This window comes from Pseudomonas sp. PvP028, assembly GCF_017832255.1.
Classification (GTDB): Bacteria; Pseudomonadota; Gammaproteobacteria; order Pseudomonadales; family Pseudomonadaceae; genus Aquipseudomonas; species Aquipseudomonas syringae.
Window position 1 is genome coordinate 3,973,937 of the sequence record NZ_JAFIBL010000001.1, and the last position, 17,783, is coordinate 3,991,719.

Genomic DNA, 17,783 nt, shown 5'->3' on the forward strand with positions numbered 1-17,783 from the left:
GGATGCGTGATGCGCGCTCAGCACAGTGACGGTCACAACTCCAGCTTATAGCCCACCCCCATACAGCGATTGGATAGGGTCTTGACCCGGGCAGGCCTGTTCCTGTTTGCGGCTCAGGTTGCCAACAGATGCAGTGCTGTCGGGGCTCTTCCAGCGTGGCACCGTCCAACGAGGCTTTGGTGATTTTTTCTACTAGCCTTTGAATAATCGTTAGGCTTAAACGTTTTACCCTTACGCGCAGTGCGGCCATTTGCAGGTTCGCACTGTGGTTTTGATCCTTCATGAACAGGAGTTCTCATGAAACCCTCCCAGCCGAAGTACGCCCACGCCTTGTTGTTGCTGGTCACTTCACTCAGCATTCAGACGCCGGCTATGGCCCGTGTGGCATCCTCGGCGACCGCCGACAACGTGGCTCGGCTTGCAGTGGTCAAACCGGTCAGCAGCTGTGCTGCACTGAGCAGCGTGGATCTCAGTGATATCGGCGGGCAGGGCAGTCGTGTGCTGGCGGCCACTGAATCGACCCGTGATGGTGTTGCGGTGTGTACTGTGGAAGCCCGGTTGGCTCCGCAGATCAACTTCAGGCTCGAGCTGCCAACCGGTACTTGGGAACAGCGTTACCTGCAAGTCGGCTGCGGCGGATTATGTGGCAACGTCAACTCGACCGTGCGCGCCGCTGATGGCTGTACATCCCTGAGTGCTGGCGCATTCGCGGTGGCCTCCACCGACATGGGGCATCAGGCGGCAGACGAGCATTTTGGCGATGACCCGCAAAAACGCGCCGATTTCGCCCATCGTGGTGTGCACCTCACTGCGCTGGCCTCGAAGAGACTGATCGCCGCATTCTATGGACGCAAAGCGCAATATGCCTACTTCAGTGGCTGCTCGGACGGCGGTCGCGAGGCGTTGATCGAAGCACAGCGTTACCCGGACGATTTCGACGGCATCATTGCCGGAGCCCCGGCGCTCAACTTTCAAGTGCAGAAAACCCTGTATCACGGCTGGATGGCGCGCTCTAACCGCGGCGCAGACGGCAAGCCGATTCTTCTCGCTTCACGACTGCCGTTGCTGCACAAGGCAGTACTCGAGCAATGCGATCTGCTGGACGGGCAGATCGATGGCCTTATAGCGGATCCGCGTATCTGTCACTTCGACCCTGCCGCGCTGCAATGCAAGGCATCTGCTGACCCCGCCACGTGCCTGAGCGCAGAGGAGGTGGCCACGGTCAGACGCTTTTACGAAGGCCCGAAGGACGCTGTCAGTGGCGAGCGGCTGACCCTGGGTGGCCCGCAGCCGGGTTCGGAGCTGGCCTGGGCTGGGGTGTTCGTGCCTGTCAGCGCCGATCAGACTGTGTACAGCGAAAAGGCCGCGCTGGAGGCCATTCGCAATGTTGTGTTCGAGAACAACCCACCAGCAAGTTTCGATTTGAATGCGCTGGACTTCGACAAGAAAACCTTTGACCAGCTACGCCCGCTGCATGCGCTGTACGACGCTACCAATCCTGATCTCTCGCCATTCGCCAGCCGCGGCGGCAAGCTGATCCTCTGGCACGGCTGGGCTGACCCGAACGTCTCACCACTCAACACCCTGGCGTATCACGAGGCGCTTGAAGCCGAGATGGGCAAAACCCGCACCGAGGCCTTCTCAAGGCTGTACATGCTACCCGGCGTTTATCATTGCGGCGGCGGGGAAGGTCCAAGCCTGGTCGATCTGCTGACGCCGATCATGGCCTGGGTCGAAAAAAGCCGCGCTCCGGATGCCATCGTTGTCCGACAGGCAGGCCCCGACAAGGCCGGCAACAGGCAGAGACCACTGGCACAGTCGCTGCCGGCGTCCATGGTCAAGGAAAACGTGGGCAATCGCGGACGTACTCGCAAGGTCTTCCCGTACCCGTTCATGGCCGAGTACGACCACAAGGGCTACGCGAAAAACGCAAACAGCTACCAGCGCGCCCAGCCGTTGACCACGGAAAAAACACCGCAATGGATGGGCAGCGGGTTCTTCAAACCCTATACGCCTCTGGAGCGTCAGGCGCAGTAGCGATTGCAGCGATGCAGCGTCGGCGAATTATTTTCTCCTCGTTCTTGACATGGCATGCGAACCAGTACAGAATTGCGTCCATTCCTGAGCGAGGAATTGAAAAAAACCCTTTAGATTCAATGGGTTGGAAGCCAAAGAAATACAGGTTTCCCGCGAAATCAAAATACGTTTGATGTTCAAGTGAAGCATCTTTCGTTTGAGGCCGAGTAGCAAAATGGTTATGCAGCGGATTGCAAATCCGCCTACGCCGGTTCGATTCCGACCTCGGCCTCCACTATTCAAAGCCCCGCAGATTAACGTCTGCGGGGTTTTTTATTGGGCGCAGATTTGTATTTTTCCATCTGATCAGGACAACTCCGGGACACTGAAAAATCATTCATAGGTACCACGCTTAGCCAGCAAAAGAGCTGACTCATACACGTTTGAAAGCTGGCGTGAGTGGCGTGAGTGGTCTATTAATTTGATGTGTGTCTTAACGAGGGTTCAGCCTTGGTCGGTAGAATTTCTGATTCCGAACTTCATGAAATGCGGATTCGCAAGTTGCAGAACGACATCGCCGATTCAGAGCGTCTCGGGATGCCGGTGAAATTCATGCATCTGTCTGCGCTGACGCCCACCAGTCGGGAGCAGCATATCGAACGACATGGCGAGTTGTTCACGGGGCAGCAGATGCTCGATTGGTGGGCAGAGGGGGATAATCGGGTGCGCTGTCGATGCGCATGCACCCCGGTTCTTCTGGACAGGCAAGGCAGGCCATTGACGCCTGACCTGATAGCCAGCGCCAAGCAGGCGCTGAAGGCCTTCAAGCTTTCCTGATCTTTCGTCTGATGCTTTTTGCGCAATGGACGTGTTTCGGCAGATCCGACTCCCAACTGCGCTCCCAACATTCAAAAGTCCCGCAGATTAACGTCTGCGTGGTTTTTATCGGGCGCGAGAAAATGAGGGATTCCGAAAGCCGAGTTCAGACGCTATTTAAAGCGGCTTGCGTTGATATAGCCGTATTGGTTTTGCTGATAAATCGTGTAAGGCAGGAGCAATGTATCTACGATGCCTGATAAACCCATGTCCAGTAAAACCCACTCAGGCGCATTGGTCTTCTGATAAGCGCTACTCTGTTTGGGCTCGGCGTTCAGTTCACAGAAATCGAGCATGACCCCGCTGTAAACGCGCGGAATGGAGGAGCAATTTGATTTCCAGTCAGTAAGCTTTTCACCTGCGACGGAATCGGGTCTAAACGTAGTGTTGATCGTTCCGCACCCCGTCAAGGCAAGTGCCAGCAGTAGCATGCCATGGGTTTTCAGATGAAACCTGCCTGACGGTTTTTGCTCTACGAAACTCGGCTTCATAACAACGTTCCTTGTATTTTTGATGCGTTTAGGACGGCAGTTCAGGCGCATGAGGCACATACGTTGTAATGCCGCGTGAACGGTGCACAGTTCTTCCCAGCAGATGCTATGGAGACCTACAGCACGATTATTGCTTGGCAAGACTACCTAGCCTGTCAGGCTCAATCGAGGTAAGTCCCATGAGCAAACCCCTTGTCCGCTGGCCTATCGATCCGCGCAGAACAGCGGTCATCGTTGTAGACATGCAAAAGGTATTTTGTGAGCCCAGCGGGGCGTTGTACGTAAAAAGTACTGCGGACATCATCCAGCCTATCCAGAAGCTGCTGCAAACCGCACGGGCTGCGCAGGTGCCGGTGGTTTATCTTCGCCATATCGTGCGCGGCGATGGTTCTGATACCGGGCGCATGCGCGATCTTTATCCGAATGTGGACCAGATACTGGCACGGCATGATCCGGACGTTGAGGTCATCGAAGCACTCGCGCCTCGGCCCGGTGACGTGATTGTCGACAAGCTGTTTTACAGCGGCTTTCATAACACGGACCTGGACACCGTGCTGCGTGCGCGGGATGTCGACACGATCATCGTCTGCGGTACGGTCACCAATGTGTGTTGTGAAACCACGATCAGGGACGGCGTGCATCGTGAGTACAAAGTCATCGCCCTGAGCGATGCGAATGCTGCGATGGACTACCCGGACGTCGGGTTCGGCGCTGTTTCAGCCGAGGAGGTTCAGCGAATATCGCTGACGACGATTGCCTATGAGTTCGGCGAAGTAACGACGACCGCCGACGCCATCGAGCGTATTGCAAGCGCCTGAAAACAGCGGGTCGAATGTGCGCAATTCTGGCCCGTTTTTTCATACCTGTGCATTCAAACCATGCGTTCTGTTTCAGACCATTTGATCCGGCTTTAACCGTCGAAACAGCTAACTGCTTGTATGAACGATGAATTCTTCCAGTGGCATGCTTTCTGCTCTTGCCTCGCTGACCTTCACCCTTGTAGGTGAGCCTTTTCGGCAGTGTGTCAGCGAGAGGAAACAGCCGTATGACTCTGCACTATGTGCCCATTATCAACCTGGCCCCTTATTTTTCAGAAGACCCGGACGGCAAGGCTGCCGTAGCCAAGGCAGTCAATCAGGCGTGCAGGGACATCGGGTTTCTGGTCATCACCGAGCACCAGATTCCCGGAGAGCTTATCGACAGGGTCTCGCGTTTGACCCGCCAATTCTTTGATTTGCCGCTGGCGGAAAAGCGCAAGGTAGATCGGCCCAGCCCGGAGATGGTGCGGGGTTACAGTGCGGTGGCCGAGGAGAGCCTTTCCTATTCTCTGGAGGAGAGTGCACCGGGAGATCTCAAGGAGTCTTTCTCCATCGGGCCGAGCGATGTGCCGGATGAAGATTATTATCACAATGCCCAGGCCGGCTCGCACTTCGCATCGAATGTCTGGCCTGCGCAAAACCTGCTGCCCGGATTCAAGGAGACTTATCAGGCCTATTTCGATGCCATGAGCGAGTTGGCTCAATCGTTGATGCGCCTGTTTGCCCTGGCATTGGAACTGGATGAGTGTTTTTTCGATGACAAGATCGACCGGCATATCAGCATGTTCCGCAGCCTGAGTTATCCGGACATCAAGACCGAAGTCGAGGCTGGCCAGTTACGCGCCAGTGCGCATACCGACTACGGCAGTCTGACGATAGTGCGTCCTGATAACGCGCTGGGCGGCTTGCAAGTACGTAATCGTCAAGGTGAGTGGGTCGATGTGCCGTATGTCGAAAATGGTTTTGTGGTCAACATTGGAGATCTGATGATGCAGTGGACCAACGACCAGTGGATTTCCACGCTGCATCGAGTGGTCAACCCGCCGATGACCAGCGAGCAGGACAATCGTCGACAGTCTCTGGTGTTTTTCCACCAACCCAACTACGACACGTTGATTCAATGCCTGCCAGGCTGCCTGCAACCTGGCGCCACACCTCGGCATGCGCCGGTGACATCAGGCGATCATTTGCTGTCCAAGTTCGTCAAGCAGACCACTTTTGGCGGCAGCAAGGTGGCCTGATATGAACTCATTGTCTTACGTCAACGTGTTCGCGGAGGACATCGTCCGCCTGAGCACGTTCTACTCGAACCTGTTCGGCTTTCGCGAAATCGAGGCCATCAGATCACCGATCTTTCGCGGACTGGACACCGGCAAGTCCTGCATTGGTTTCAACGCACTGGATGCGTATGAGCTGCTTGGCCTGGAAGCGTTTGCAGGCAGCAAGGGGTGCAGGTTTTTGCTCAACATCGACGTGTCCGACCAAGCCGAGGTGGACCGACTGGTGCCGCTGGCGGTGGCGCAGGGCGCAATACTGGTCAAGGAACCGTACCTGACCTATTACAACTGGTATCAGGCCGTGCTGCTGGACCCCGAGCAGAATGTCTTTCGCATTAACGTGATGCTCTGAAACGCTAATGCCGAGTATGGAGTGGAGAGCGGGCTGGCTTCCCGCACCCTTGTTTCAGGGTTTTATGGAAAAATCTACTCGCTGAACTGCTAGCTATTCCGTTCAGGAAAGCAGGTCTTCAATTGGGTAACAGGCAAGGTATGCCTGATTTAATAATTGAGGACAGGGACATGAGTGATGCTACCACCACGGGAGTTAAACACGGGCGGATTACAGACCCTGCAACGAGGGGCTCTTATGCAATGGATCAGAGCTGGGTACTGGAGTGGCACCTGCATGGGATAGAAAGCGGCAAAAACTTTCCGGATACCATTGGAGGTGAATTCGCTGGTTTTAAATCTGATGTTCCCAGTGCGGAGCCTCCAAAGGATGGCCTTATAGTGAGCGGAGGTTGGACCGACGAGCGTGAGTGCTTGAATTATACCGATAGAGAGGTCGCAGACAGACTGGCAGCCAAGGGCAACGCTGAAGGCTGGCCTCGCCAAGGTGTGAAAGGTGTCAGCACTTTTATGGTGACTTGGCGGTATGAGGCACCGCATGTGACGCGTGGTTATCGCTGGTTCATTACTAAAGATGGCTGGGATGAGAGCACTCGATTGACGCGTGCCCACTTTCAAGAGAAACCTTTTTACGAAGAGATCTCTCTTCTTGACCCGTATAGCGAGCACCGTGAAGAACTTGCTCCGAAAACAGAGATCTCTGCAGTACTGCCAGAGGGCAAACAAGGTCACCACGTCATCCTTCTTCTCTGGATCGTTGCTGAATCACCGATGGCATTTTATCAGACGCTTGATGTCGATTTTGACAAGCCGCCCGTTAAGTAGTGAACGCTACGCGTCTCGAAGCTTCCAGAATCCGTTCTATTGGGAAGGTGTAGACGAGAAGGACAGGGTGCAAGCGACCAGCGAAGCGTTGGCCATGCGTGTTCTGCATAAGGAATAGATGATCAGAAAGCCCGGCTTCAGCGCCGGGCTTTTTTGTGCAAGCCAGGCCTGAGTATCGCCTACTGACTTGCGTATGTAGCCGATCACTGGCTCAAGAGTTCTTTGCGGACGATGTCTGCCCCTGCACTTAACGCGCGCAGCTTGCCGCTGGCGACATGACGAGGGAGAGGGGCCATTCCGCAGTTGGTGCAGGGATAGAGTTTGTCGGCGTCGACGAATTTAAGCGCTTTCCTTAGCGTGTTGGCGACTTGCTCAGGCGTTTCAATGGCATGGCTTGCCACATCAATGGCTCCTACCATCACTTTCTTGCCTCGAATGAGTTCAAGCAGATCCATAGGGACGTGCGAGTTGTGACATTCCAACGAGATGATGTCGATACTGGAGTTTTGCAGCCTGGGAAAGGCCTCTTCGTACTGTCGCCATTCGGAGCCCAGCGTTTTTTTCCAGTCGGTATTCGCCTTGATGCCGTAGCCATAGCAAATATGCACGGCCGTTTCACATGTAAGCCCTTCAACTGCCCTTTCCAAGGTGGCGACGCCCCAGTCATTCACTTCATCAAAAAACACATTGAATGCAGGCTCATCAAACTGAATAATATCAACCCCGGCAGCCTCTAGCTCTTTGGCCTCCTGGTTGAGGATTTTGGCAAATTCCCAAGCCAGTTTTTCACGATTTTTATAATGAGCATCGTAGAGGGTGTCAATCATCGTCATTGGTCCGGGCAAGGCCCACTTGATAGGCTGCCTGGTTTGCTGGCGTAGAAATCTTGCGTCTTCAACAAAAACTGGTTTTCGGCGAGCGACAGCCCCCACCACCGTTGGCACGCTCGCATCATAGCGGTCTCGAATTCTAACGGTCTCGCGCTGTTCAAAATCGACGCCATCGAGATGCTCAATAAATGTAGTTACAAAATGCTGGCGCGTTTGTTCACCGTCGCTGACGATATCAATATTGGCCAGTTGTTGTTCTTGCAGCGACAAACGTAACGCATCCTGCTTACCTTCAACCAGTTCTTCCCCTTGCAATTTCCACGGTGACCAGAGCGTCTCAGGTTGTGCAAGCCAGGAAGGTTTAGGCAAGCTGCCAGCAGTGGAGGTGGGCAAAAGTTTTTTCATGAAAAATCAACCTTGGTTTTTAAATGATCAAAGAATGCAGCTTGCGGACCACTGATCCAGAAGGCGCTGATAGGGTTTGATAAAGTGCTCTTCAACAAATTTCCCTTGCTTTATAGCCAGCTGACTTCGCTCCTCGCGATCGTACACAATGCGGGTCAATGAATAATCGTTATTTTTCAAGCTAGGCTGATAGATTTTTCCTGCCGTTGAATTTGCGTTATAGATCTCAGGGCGATAAATTTTCTGGAAGGTGTCCATCGTGCTGATGGTGCTAATAAGCTCCAGATTGGTGTAGTCACCCAGCAAATCGTCCGAGAAATAAAACGCCAGAGGCGCAACGCTGTTCGGGGGCATGAAATAGCGAACCTTTAAGCCCATTTTCATGAAATATTCATCCGTCAACGAGTATTCATCCTGCTGGTATTCATACCCTAAAACAGGATGCTGATTCTCGGTCCGGTGATAGGTTCTGGCGCTCGATACACTCAGGCAGATAACAGGCGGTTTGTCAAAATGCGCTTTGTAGCTGGTTGAATTGACAAAGCTTTTGTAGAGCTTTCCGTGCAGATCTCCGAAATCTTCTGGCGTGCTGAGCCCGGACTGGTTTTTTTTGTGCTCTGGTAATCTCACGCTGAAATCATAGTCTCGCACGTAGGAAGAGAAGTTATTTCCTACCATTCCGTTAATATGCGTATTGGTTTTTCGGTCAATGATCGTTGTCTTCAAAACCTCAATTAACGGAATAGCAGAGTGATCACCTTCAGCATCGATATTCATTTCCGCAGAGACAATGTTCAGCGCCAGCGTATAACGATCGCCTTTAGGGTTGTCCCAGTGCGCCAGGGCATTGAAGCGATTGTCGATCATCTTCAAGGTATTACGTAAATTCTCTCGGCGACTTTTTCCCCTGGCCAGGTTCGCAAAATTAGTCGTGACTCGGGTAGTGTCTGAGGGTGAGTAATCCTCATCAAAACAAGTACACTTGATAGAAAATGTGAATTCTTTTTTCATCTAGGCTTGGCATCCTTCCTTACGAGGCAACGCCCGGATAGGCGTCTTGCCCCTTTTAGCGTTGACTGATGTCTGTGTCTTCGATCAGCAGCCGTTATTCTGCTGAGGGTGAAGAGCCGTAGGGATTTTAGGTCGGTTACCTACATGAACAAAAACGAATTGATTTCAATAAATCATTAGTCACGCTCATGATTGCCCTAAGGGTATGCAGGTCTCTGGGAGGGGGGGCGGTCAATATTCAGCGTGGTCGATGCTGATGGTGAGTGATTCTCGATGTCTGCATGGACAGACAGATTTTGGCGAGGTCATGGAAAGCACCACAAGTCAGGATGAGGTCTACGGCCCGCGCAATTGATGTATCGATCGCCCAAGCCCAGTCTCACGGCTTGGCTTTTCCATGCCTGCGATTTACTCAGATCCCTCGGGACGTCTGGTTACCAAGTTCAGCGAGGGCCTTATTCGTACCTATTTTCCCTGTGATCCGCAAAAAAAGGATGGAGGGGCTTTGGTGTAGTTGCTGATCGGTATTCGCTCCAGTTCATGTCCTGGATGTATTCGCATGGGATGACAATGCTGTCTGGGGGCGATGTGATTTCAGACCAGTCTAGCGGCGTGCCGTCTTCGCGCCTCAAGCGAGGCGGAAGATCTTTGCGCAAGCACATAGGCATCTGAATGCGCTATTGTCAGATGCCTACTATATACACACGCGCTCTGATCAACTTTATTCAGGTCTTGAACTTATTGACCAATACTCCAAATGAGGCGGCAAGTCGAGAAAGCTCTGCACTCGAGGCATTGGTTTGGTGTGCGCCAGTTGCAGTCTGAGTGGAGATATCTTGAATATTAACCAGGTTTCGGTCCACCTCTCGAGCTACGTGAGCTTGCTCTTCGGCGGCGCTTGCGATCACAAGATTTTTCTCATTAATCATTGAGACACCTTCGGTGATTCTGTCTAGCGCGTGACCTGCCTGAACTGCTTGATCACGGGTTTCTCCTGCAAGGCTCCTACTGTTATTCATAGAGATCACTGCTTCATCCGCACCCGCACGAATTTGGGCCATCATAGCCTCAATGTCTGCGGTCGATGCCTGCGTTCGGTGCGCAAGGGCGCGCACTTCATCGGCGACTACCGCAAAGCCGCGACCCTGCTCGCCAGCCCTGGCTGCCTCAATTGCGGCATTCAATGCCAACAGGTTGGTTTGCTGGGCTATGGACTGAATAACTGCGAGAACGCCTGTGATCTCATTGACTCTCGTGGCGAGTACCGTGACCTTTTCAGTCGATTGAGATATCTGCTCTGCCATAGTATTAACCGATCCAACGGCATTCTTTACTTGATCACGTCCTTCAATAGCACTGCGGCTAGTTTCTTCAGAGGACTCAGACGCGCCTGAGGCATTGCGCGCTACCTCCTCAACCGCTGCTGTCATCTCGTTCACCGCCGTAGCGGCTTGCTGGATTTCATCGTTCTGGCGTATCAGCGCTTTGGAGCTTTCCTCCGTAACTGCATTCAACTCTTCGGACGCAGAGGCCAATTGATCAGCCGCATTGGCAATTTCTTTAACAGTATTTCTTAGGTTAACTTGCATCGTGCTTAGTGCTGATTGCAGTGTGCTGATCTCGTCATTCCCGGTGACATCAATTTGTTGAGAAAGGTCGCCGTCGGCCACTTGTTTTGCGGTTCGTAGCGCCCCCAAAAGCGGTCGAGTGATCGAGCGTGTGACCAATAAGCCCAGAATAATTGCAGCAACAAACGCGATCACTACGCCTATGCCCAATGAACCGTATGCGACGCTCGAAGTCTTCGCGGCTTCTATTGCGACGTCATCACTTTGGCGCTTGTTAGACGCTACCATTATCTTTAACTCATCGTTTGTTTTCTTGTAGGCAGGATCCACCTCTTGTGCGAATATCTTGTTCGCGCTTTCAAGGTCACCTTTCGCCGCTAATTCGATCACGCGAGAGGATGCGTTAATGTACGCTGGCCAGTCTTTTTCAAACTGATCACCTGCCGCTCTTTCATCGTCTTCCAGAGGCGTTTGCCGATATGCATTGAAAAGTTGTTCTACTTCTTTTTGATTGTCTGCTAAGGACTTCAACGTCTCGTCATATTTGGCTTGGTCTGCCTTTGCAAATTTATACAGCAGTGCGCGGTGCAAGTCGCGATAATGCGCTATCGCATTTGAGCGTGCATTACTCGTGTTGTACACAGATACGAGGTTGTTATTGACGATCCCATCTACGCTGTTTTTGAGGCCTGTGATACCCGTGTATCCGACAAGGCCGACACCTAGTGTGACAACTGCGCATACCACAAACGCAGAAATTAGGCGTGTTGATAACATAGTGCCGCGTAAGAGATTCATCGTAGTGTAGCCTTCCTTGATTTCCCTATCCGAACTAGAAGGGTAATGCAATCGTATCGGCCTGCTACTGCCGTTCCTTCAGTGGCTGGCGACAAGCGGTTCAGCCCTGCACCCGTTGTTCAAGGCAACTGTCGTTAAAACGCTGTCAAGCTACGCGCCGATCAGTATCGCTGCCCGAGCAGTGTTTACCGAGAGCGCGAGTAGTTTAGCGAGCAGTCGCCAGAAGCGATTGATCATGCTGCTACTTGGTGCTGAGCTGATATGCGCCACGGATCGTTCGCTTTAGTGAGAGCTACCATGGGCGGCGGGGTAACGCTTTTGCCGCACATGTGGACCTGCTGTGGTGACCAGAGCCAAGGTTGGTGCCGGTTCGCCCGCGCCGCTGACGCTCTCGGTCCCGTAATAACTGATCAGGAACGCGGCAAAGAGTTTTTGAAATTGCAGACCACGACTGTTTTCGCGGACCAAAACAAAAAGGGCCTACTGAGCAAAATGCCCCGTAAGCCCTTTATATATATGTGGTGCCCCGAGCCGGGGTCGAACCGGCACGTCCAAAGGACGAGGGATTTTAAGTCCGTAAATTTATCCTTTATAAACAGATGGTTAGCAATAATTCTGCGCCACATGACACGTTAATTACCTGCCTTGCAGCCCTTTAAATTCAAGGGGGTAAAAATAATTGCGGTGCAGAATTCACTTAGTTGGAGTGACCTTTTTTCCGATCCTTTTGCGGATGTAGTTCTCGGTCATCACCACAGTGGTGTGCCCGAGCTGATCGCGGGCTTGAAGGATATCGCCGCTCGACTCAGCCTTATCCGTGCCGGCTTTCGCTCGCAGGTCTCGCATCTGAAATTTCCCTTCTCCACACCGGCTGCCTCGCGTGCCGCATCAAATCTTCCCCGCAACATACTGCTCGTCATGGGCTGGCCGTTAGCTGAACGTAGAGCCGCTGGCGTGCACGCCGGTTTTATTCACGCTTGCTTGCCAGGTCATTCGCTCGGTCAAGGCGTTTCACCATCGTCAGCCGTACAGGGTTCTCCCTGTCGTGGGCAGCCTTTCGGGGCTGTCTGATCGCCGGTCGCCGGTAGAGGAAATGCGGTCTGTTGTTTGTTGCGCAAGCTGTTAAAGAGCGGTTCGATCCGCTGGGCCTGTTGAGGGGCTGTTTCGCGTCTCGATGGGCGTAAATATAGGAGAACCAATATTCGCAGTGAATGGGTATTCCCAAATTATTTTTTTCAGCGATGTAAAAAAACCGCTCGTTGGTGGTCCAGCTCAGATCGAAGAGGGGAAGAACGATCTGGGGACGCAAATTTTTGGAACCGGCTGAATTCGCACGGGCCTAAAAATTACAATGCCCTGATACCCGAAAAGGAGGTGGCGGTATGATTTCGAGTTTGGAGTTGAGACACATCGTTGAGACTGCATTTCTGCCCATGCGATGCGTCTGCACGATCGCGCCAGACGGCTCGATGACTGTTCAGATATTCGACCAGAATACGAACAGGGAAGAGATTACGGTCACGGGGATCGACGTTTCAGGGCTGGTTTCGGCTCGCGCTATCGCGGCGCTGGTGATGGAGCTGAAGGAAGATCTGAAGAACCGCCATTTGGTGCCTAATTGGCATGAGAAGGGGCGCAAAGCTTAGAGTAACTTCCTCAGGCCAGGCTCCAGCTGCGAGCAGAGGGGGGCGGGAGGTGAATTAGGCACCAGGCCGGCACTGTCCAGTATCCCGACTACACTCCGCGAACCGCATGCTTAAGGAATTCTCCTGGCTTGCAACCAGGATGGACCGAATGAATTCCCAAAAGAACCTGAGGCCTTGCATAGAGGCAGCGTGTTTGCCGATGAAGTGCGTTTGCGTGATCGCACCTGACGCGTCAATGACGATCCGGGTATTCGACACGAACAACGAGGCGGAAGAGCAGCACCATAGGTTTTGTCGGCCTGATGGTGCCGCACATTGCTAGACGTCTGATGGGTTCGCAGTATCAAAGACTGCAGCCCACCGCCACCCCGCTGGGCGGATTACTGATGATCCGGCGGAAGTCGTCTCCCGCAGGATGATCACGCCTAAGGACCTCCCTATAGGTATGCGACAGCGATGTTGGGCGATTTTTAAACGGGTTGAGGCTGGCGTGGACACGCTTTATAAGCAGCCAGCTCCTTAGTTGCCCACTCGCTTGAACCAGTAATTGTCCATTTTTGTTTCCCAGTTCCCTTTGCTGTCTTTAGGTATTACGCCGGCCCACAGCACGTCCAACTGTCGATTGTATGTCCCGATGGAATGCCCACCGTAGGCTCCCTCGAACGAGATGACCATTGGCCCTTGGCCTTTGATGCCCTCAACGCCTTCGTGACAGTAGGCTTTGTTAACACGAGTCTCATTAAGGTTGTATTTTAACTCCAACGTCACACAGTTCGTCCCACAGGCCTCTGCTGATGGGGATATGTTCAACACGAGATGCTGATCGCCGGCGGTTGTCTCCCACCGCCCGGACAGATCGCTGCATGACTTGACGTCAGCGGCTTGAGAGGCTGAGGAAAACAGCGCGGCGACTATAAGACCCAACGTCACAGAACCTTTCATAAAAACTCCTTATTGAATTACCCTGTTTTAAGAAAAATTAGCGTACCTTGAACTGAGAAAATTAGCGGAGCGACTACCAATACCGCGACTCTAAACACTTCATCTCACATTCCATAATGACGGGGCAGATGACCCGGTCGATCACGCAAACTTCGTCAGTGACCTGACCACCACACCAATGACCCTGCAGCCTTCGGTGCACTGCACGGTCGGATAGGCCGAGTTCAGCGGCTTTAGGTATCTGACGCCGCCGTCCTCCACCAGCTTCTTGAACGTTGCCTCGTTGCTGCCGGCCAGCTTCGCGATCACCAGCTTGCCTGGGAGGACCTCTGCCCGGGTGTCGATGAGTATCTGTGAGCCCTCTGGAATCGAAGGGGCAGTAGGTGCCGTCATCGAGTCCCCTTTAACCACCAGCCAAAACGCCGGGCCCTTGGCCTTGTAGTCAGACACGTCGTACTCATCAGCAGCACCTGGCGGATAAGGCTCAACCGCTTCCGACCACTCGCCGGCCGCGACCCAGCTCACTAAAGGGTAGCGATACATACGGGAGGACTGCTCAGCCATGGATACGTTGGAGGGTTCGTTAGACGTGATGAACGCTGTCATGTCGCCTTTTCCGTCCGAAAGCCACAGTGCATTCACGCCGCAGACGTCGGCGATCTTCGCCACATGAGCAGTTGCCTTGGACTTTCCACGCTCCAAGTCGGAAATAGATGTCTGCGTGATGCCCGCGCGAACTGCCAATTCTGCTTGATTGAGCTTTGCGTGCTGCCTTGCGGCCTTTAATCGGTCTTTAAATTCCATCCGTTGAGTATTACGGGCGCTCCCATATCCTTGCAAATCGGGTTTCCTATAATCTAGTATATGGGTATTCCCGTATGGAGGGGCAGCATGAACAGTATTTACAAGGACCTCGTTGCCTTCTTCGGCACCCAGGAGGCCACAGCTGAAAAGCTCAAAGTTGATCAAAGCACCGTTTCCGGATGGGTTCGGGAAAAGCATGGGATGTCTCCAGTAATTACCAAGCGCGCGGAGGCTTTGACCGGAGGTGTTTTCAAAAAAGAGTCCCTTTGGCCTTGAGCAGCAGGTCTGGGCGGCCAACGGTGAACCCGACAAATCACAAGGCAATGACCACGCGAACGATGGCGGCGGTTATTTCATCCACCGTGTGGATGCTGCCATCACGCACCAACGACAGCACGACTGCTGGCATGACGCTGGCGGACTCCAAAGCCAGCGTGATGAAGATCGTGATGGCTTTCCTCAACACTCCGGGGAAATACCTGATTGTCGGCACCGGCACGCCGCGTTTCGGCAGCAAGGCGCTGGCCGGGCAGGCGCTGACGGATGCGATCGGCTACAAAGACTGGGTGTTGAGCTATGTCAGCCAGTTCGTGCCGGTCGTGAACATTTAGGATGGCTTCACCGAGGCCATTACCGTGGAGGGCCTGCACCCAAACATCCTGGGTGCCGACTTCATCAGTTCGCGTGTGGTGCCGATCATCACCGCCAACTTCGAATTTCCCGGCATTCCGCTGCCGACGGACGCTGGCGACGTTTACTCGGCCATCCGCCCGTTCGGCTGCCTCAATGCCAACCCGCTGCTGGCGGGCACTGGCGGTTCTCTGCCTGCTGGCGTGAATGCCGCGGCCGGGTCGGTGCTGGCGGACGGATACAAGGCCCTAGGCTCTGGCCTGGCCGGTATCACCACGCGCTGGTTCGAGGAGCCTGCCGCCTATGGCGAGGCGCGGTGCATCGAGCTGCGTGGCAAGATGGCGGCGGCGGGCGGCTACATCTACATGCAACCCACGGCCAACGTGATACAGACCAACCTGGCGGCCGGCGACGTTATCGAAATGGTGTCGGCGGTAGAAATCATGGGTTCGTCGCGCGGCATTCTGGCTTGGGAAGCTGAGTTGACCATCACCAAGACGGTCAGCGGTGCTTCGTCCACGTTCTACTATCGGTCAATGGACAAGTACCAAGAGCCGTTCACCATGCCGGCCAGCTTTGCCGGGGCGTTGGAAACGCAGCGCGGCACGATTGACTGAAACCGTGATCACCTCGCGCATGGGCCTGTACCTGGCTGCAGGCGTGCCGCAGGACTCTACGGTCGAGGCCGCGCAGTTTGGGATACGCAAGGTGTGAAGGGTGGCATCTGCTCTGCCTGATACGCACTACAGTTATCAAAACGTAGTTCAGCTCGTGCTGTCGTGCCATCGTTGAATAGGATCAAGGCTTTATCTTGCGTCCAGCCATATGGTGCAAATACGCTATCAGCATCTGCAAGTCAGCATCCGGCAATACCGCTTCCGAAAACGCGGGCATCTTCGCCTGAGGCCACTGACGCAAATCCTGAGGGTTTCGAATGTAGAGCTTGAGTAAATCCATTCCCAAATATTCGGTCGGGTTGTAGGGAATGTTTAGATCCGGCCCAAACTGCGCATCGCCCGCCCCGTTCAATCGATGACAAGCCAAACAGTTTTTCTGAAATAGCGCGAACCCTTTATTGACCGGGTCATCAGTCTTGAGCACAGGGTCTGGTAACAGAGCGGGGAAACGCTGGGCAACCGAAGTCATGCTCTTAATGCTGGCCACTTGAAACGGCCATTGCTCTGGGCTGATATTTCCAACCTGAGGGTCTGTCCATACTAGGTAGAAAGGCCCAGCACTGGGTTTGCCAGCGGCCAGCGGTGGCCATGGATGGGCAGGATCTTCAATCGCCAACCAAGCCCGTGCGCCTTTGTCGTTGAGTAACGGCGCCGCGGCCAGCTCTGCGGCAAACCCGTCCAGAGCGACTGCCTGCAGGTGGTCACTGGGTTTGATGCCTGTCAGTAGCGCACTCAAGGGCACGGCGTAATAAGTCATGTCCTTCTTGTAGGCCACATCACTTTTAACTGTAATGACTTGCAGTTGAGGATGGGTTAGTAAATCTTCTGTTTGCCAAGTGCGACTGATCTGCCCCAACTGCATGTCCAGTTGAGCCGCGGAAAGCTGCCCGCTCAGCAACAGAGCACCGAATAGAATAAGTGCTTTCAAAGGAACTCTCCCTTACCATCAACTACGGTAAGTCTGGCACAGCCAAACGGACGTGAATAGCTGGCTGACTCAGGATGGCTATTTTTCATGAGTTCAATAGACATCCGCTGTCGGCTTCTTGAACCGTGATCGCCTGTCTGAGTGGGCGCTCTACTATTTTTTCGGCGCGCTCCGCTGGCTGTTGAGCGACTGTGGCAGCTTATTCGCGCACTGCGGGTCTTCGGTAAAGCCTCGTCCATCGCAGTGTGTGCAATCTTCACGCACTGCGAATCCATCCAGGCAGTGAAGGCATCTGATAAATATCGAGTAGCTATGACGCTCCCATAGCGAAACGTAAGCCTTGAAGTCGCCTTGGTCGAGAGCTATCGCTGAGGCGTCGACGAGCGCTCGATATTGATCCTCATCGCTCAGGCGTTGATAGCTCACGCCGTTCATCTGCCTGGGTTGCTCAACCAGCGTCAGCGTCTGCCCGGTTTCGGTATAGGTGTAGCGACCCTCGAGCACGCCGTACTTCTTGTAGTCCCTCATGATGAGGTCGTTTTTCTCATCGAGAAAAGCGAAGTGGGCGGCGTGATAGGGCGACTGGTCGGCCTCATGAAGCACGTATCGGGAGTTCAGCAGGCTGCCAACTACAATGCCGCCCTTGTTGTAGGCCAGATAGTCAGAGGCCTGATGCCTCCATTCGTGGTTGCCTTCTTCGGTGAAGTGGCAGAAGACAGCGCTGGCCAGTTCGAATAGCTCAAAGCGCTCCAATGGATCGACCAGCCCGCATGTCTTCGGCCATGCGTGCTAGAAACCGGTAGGTGACTGCAGGGTTCGTCCATTGCCTCCTGTCGTTGAGCCTTTTGTGCCATTCGGCCAAGGCGTCTGAGCTGTTGCTCTCGTTCATG

16 protein-coding genes, 1 tRNA gene and 5 pseudogenes are annotated in these 17,783 nt (G+C 53.8%); 12 read left to right on the top strand and 10 right to left on the bottom strand.

Annotated features, from left to right (window positions below):
• Window positions 1–297 precede the first annotated feature (297 nt).
• The 3 genes from JOE34_RS17635 (at window position 298) to JOE34_RS17645 (ending at window position 2,853) form a co-directional block, all read left to right on the top strand.
• A complete protein-coding gene (locus JOE34_RS17635) occupies window positions 298–2,037 on the top strand; it encodes a tannase/feruloyl esterase family alpha/beta hydrolase (RefSeq protein WP_057445358.1) in 1,740 nt (579 codons plus the stop codon).
• A 200-nt stretch (window positions 2,038–2,237) separates the two neighbouring features.
• Window positions 2,238–2,311: transfer RNA gene (locus JOE34_RS17640), tRNA-Cys, on the top strand.
• A 251-nt stretch (window positions 2,312–2,562) separates the two neighbouring features.
• On the top strand, window positions 2,563–2,853 hold the full coding sequence (locus JOE34_RS17645; protein ID WP_010405115.1) for a hypothetical protein: 291 nt from the start codon (window positions 2,563–2,565) through the stop codon (window positions 2,851–2,853).
• A gap of 152 nt (window positions 2,854–3,005) precedes the next feature.
• Here the strand turns inward: JOE34_RS17645 and JOE34_RS17650 are convergent, their stop codons facing one another.
• Complete coding sequence (locus JOE34_RS17650) at window positions 3,006–3,383, bottom strand: YceK/YidQ family lipoprotein (protein WP_003345840.1); 378 nt, start codon at window positions 3,381–3,383, stop codon at window positions 3,006–3,008.
• A gap of 179 nt (window positions 3,384–3,562) precedes the next feature.
• Here JOE34_RS17650 and JOE34_RS17655 point away from each other — a divergent pair, with 179 nt between their 5' ends.
• The 4 genes from JOE34_RS17655 to JOE34_RS17670 all read left to right on the top strand — a co-directional run bounded on the left by JOE34_RS17655 (window position 3,563) and on the right by JOE34_RS17670 (window position 6,654).
• Complete coding sequence (locus JOE34_RS17655; RefSeq protein WP_003394044.1) at window positions 3,563–4,201, top strand: isochorismatase family cysteine hydrolase; 639 nt, start codon at window positions 3,563–3,565, stop codon at window positions 4,199–4,201.
• 227 nt (window positions 4,202–4,428) lie between these two features.
• Entirely contained in the window at window positions 4,429–5,442 is a 1,014-nt protein-coding gene (locus JOE34_RS17660; RefSeq protein ID WP_057445359.1) for a 2-oxoglutarate and iron-dependent oxygenase domain-containing protein, read from the top strand.
• Window position 5,443: 1 nt separating this feature from the next.
• On the top strand, window positions 5,444–5,830 hold the full coding sequence (locus JOE34_RS17665; protein WP_003314811.1) for a hypothetical protein: 387 nt from the start codon (window positions 5,444–5,446) through the stop codon (window positions 5,828–5,830).
• A gap of 170 nt (window positions 5,831–6,000) precedes the next feature.
• Complete coding sequence (locus JOE34_RS17670) at window positions 6,001–6,654, top strand: lytic polysaccharide monooxygenase auxiliary activity family 9 protein (RefSeq protein WP_044313171.1); 654 nt, start codon at window positions 6,001–6,003, stop codon at window positions 6,652–6,654.
• A 203-nt stretch (window positions 6,655–6,857) separates the two neighbouring features.
• Here JOE34_RS17670 and JOE34_RS17675 read toward each other — a convergent pair whose 3' ends face one another.
• From JOE34_RS17675 to JOE34_RS25930, 5 genes and pseudogenes are all read right to left on the bottom strand, one after another.
• Window positions 6,858–7,889: a methionine synthase gene (locus JOE34_RS17675; protein WP_016568266.1), complete on the bottom strand. Its 1,032-nt coding sequence runs from the start codon at window positions 7,887–7,889 to the stop codon at window positions 6,858–6,860.
• A gap of 27 nt (window positions 7,890–7,916) precedes the next feature.
• On the bottom strand, window positions 7,917–8,900 hold the full coding sequence (locus JOE34_RS17680; protein ID WP_003394052.1) for a DUF1852 domain-containing protein: 984 nt from the start codon (window positions 8,898–8,900) through the stop codon (window positions 7,917–7,919).
• Between the two features lie 725 nt (window positions 8,901–9,625).
• Entirely contained in the window at window positions 9,626–11,266 is a 1,641-nt protein-coding gene (locus tag JOE34_RS17685) for a methyl-accepting chemotaxis protein (protein ID WP_003394054.1), read from the bottom strand.
• A gap of 233 nt (window positions 11,267–11,499) precedes the next feature.
• Window positions 11,500–11,689: pseudogene (locus tag JOE34_RS25925) on the bottom strand (hypothetical protein); the annotation flags it as partial.
• A gap of 270 nt (window positions 11,690–11,959) precedes the next feature.
• Window positions 11,960–12,215, bottom strand: a pseudogene (locus JOE34_RS25930) (tyrosine-type recombinase/integrase); the annotation flags it as partial.
• 433 nt (window positions 12,216–12,648) lie between these two features.
• On the opposite strand from JOE34_RS25930, the gene JOE34_RS17690 reads away from it, so the two are divergent.
• The 3 genes and pseudogenes from JOE34_RS17690 to JOE34_RS17700 form a co-directional block, all read left to right on the top strand.
• A complete protein-coding gene (locus JOE34_RS17690; protein ID WP_010405090.1) occupies window positions 12,649–12,912 on the top strand; it encodes a DUF1652 domain-containing protein in 264 nt (87 codons plus the stop codon).
• Window positions 12,913–13,060: 148 nt separating this feature from the next.
• A pseudogene (locus tag JOE34_RS17695) lies at window positions 13,061–13,186 on the top strand (DUF1652 domain-containing protein); the annotation flags it as partial.
• Between the two features lie 7 nt (window positions 13,187–13,193).
• Window positions 13,194–13,435: pseudogene (locus JOE34_RS17700) on the top strand (iron chelate uptake ABC transporter family permease subunit); the annotation flags it as partial.
• Here the strand turns inward: JOE34_RS17700 and JOE34_RS17705 are convergent.
• Window positions 13,432–13,854, bottom strand: coding sequence for a hypothetical protein (locus tag JOE34_RS17705; RefSeq protein ID WP_134943478.1), 423 nt, complete (start codon window positions 13,852–13,854; stop codon window positions 13,432–13,434). The pseudogene JOE34_RS17700 and the gene JOE34_RS17705 overlap by 4 nt on opposite strands.
• 141 nt (window positions 13,855–13,995) lie before the next feature.
• Window positions 13,996–14,658 (bottom strand): XRE family transcriptional regulator, encoded by a 663-nt coding sequence (locus JOE34_RS17710; RefSeq protein WP_010405085.1) that lies wholly within the window; start codon window positions 14,656–14,658, stop codon window positions 13,996–13,998.
• Window positions 14,659–14,745: 87 nt separating this feature from the next.
• Here JOE34_RS17710 and JOE34_RS17715 point away from each other — a divergent pair, with 87 nt between their 5' ends.
• Both JOE34_RS17715 and JOE34_RS26145 read left to right on the top strand, forming a co-directional pair.
• Window positions 14,746–14,934 carry a regulatory protein Cro gene (locus JOE34_RS17715; protein ID WP_010405083.1) on the top strand — a complete coding sequence of 63 codons (189 nt, stop codon included), beginning with the start codon at window positions 14,746–14,748 and terminating at the stop codon, window positions 14,932–14,934.
• Between the two features lie 77 nt (window positions 14,935–15,011).
• A pseudogene (locus JOE34_RS26145) lies at window positions 15,012–16,002 on the top strand (SGNH/GDSL hydrolase family protein); the annotation flags it as partial.
• Window positions 16,003–16,086: 84 nt separating this feature from the next.
• Here the strand turns inward: JOE34_RS26145 and JOE34_RS17730 are convergent.
• Both JOE34_RS17730 and JOE34_RS17735 read right to left on the bottom strand, forming a co-directional pair.
• Window positions 16,087–16,893: a cytochrome c gene (locus tag JOE34_RS17730; protein WP_003314822.1), complete on the bottom strand. Its 807-nt coding sequence runs from the start codon at window positions 16,891–16,893 to the stop codon at window positions 16,087–16,089.
• Between the two features lie 153 nt (window positions 16,894–17,046).
• Window positions 17,047–17,646 carry a hypothetical protein gene (locus tag JOE34_RS17735; protein WP_029572588.1) on the bottom strand — a complete coding sequence of 200 codons (600 nt, stop codon included), beginning with the start codon at window positions 17,644–17,646 and terminating at the stop codon, window positions 17,047–17,049.
• Between the last annotated feature and the right edge of the window lie 137 nt (window positions 17,647–17,783).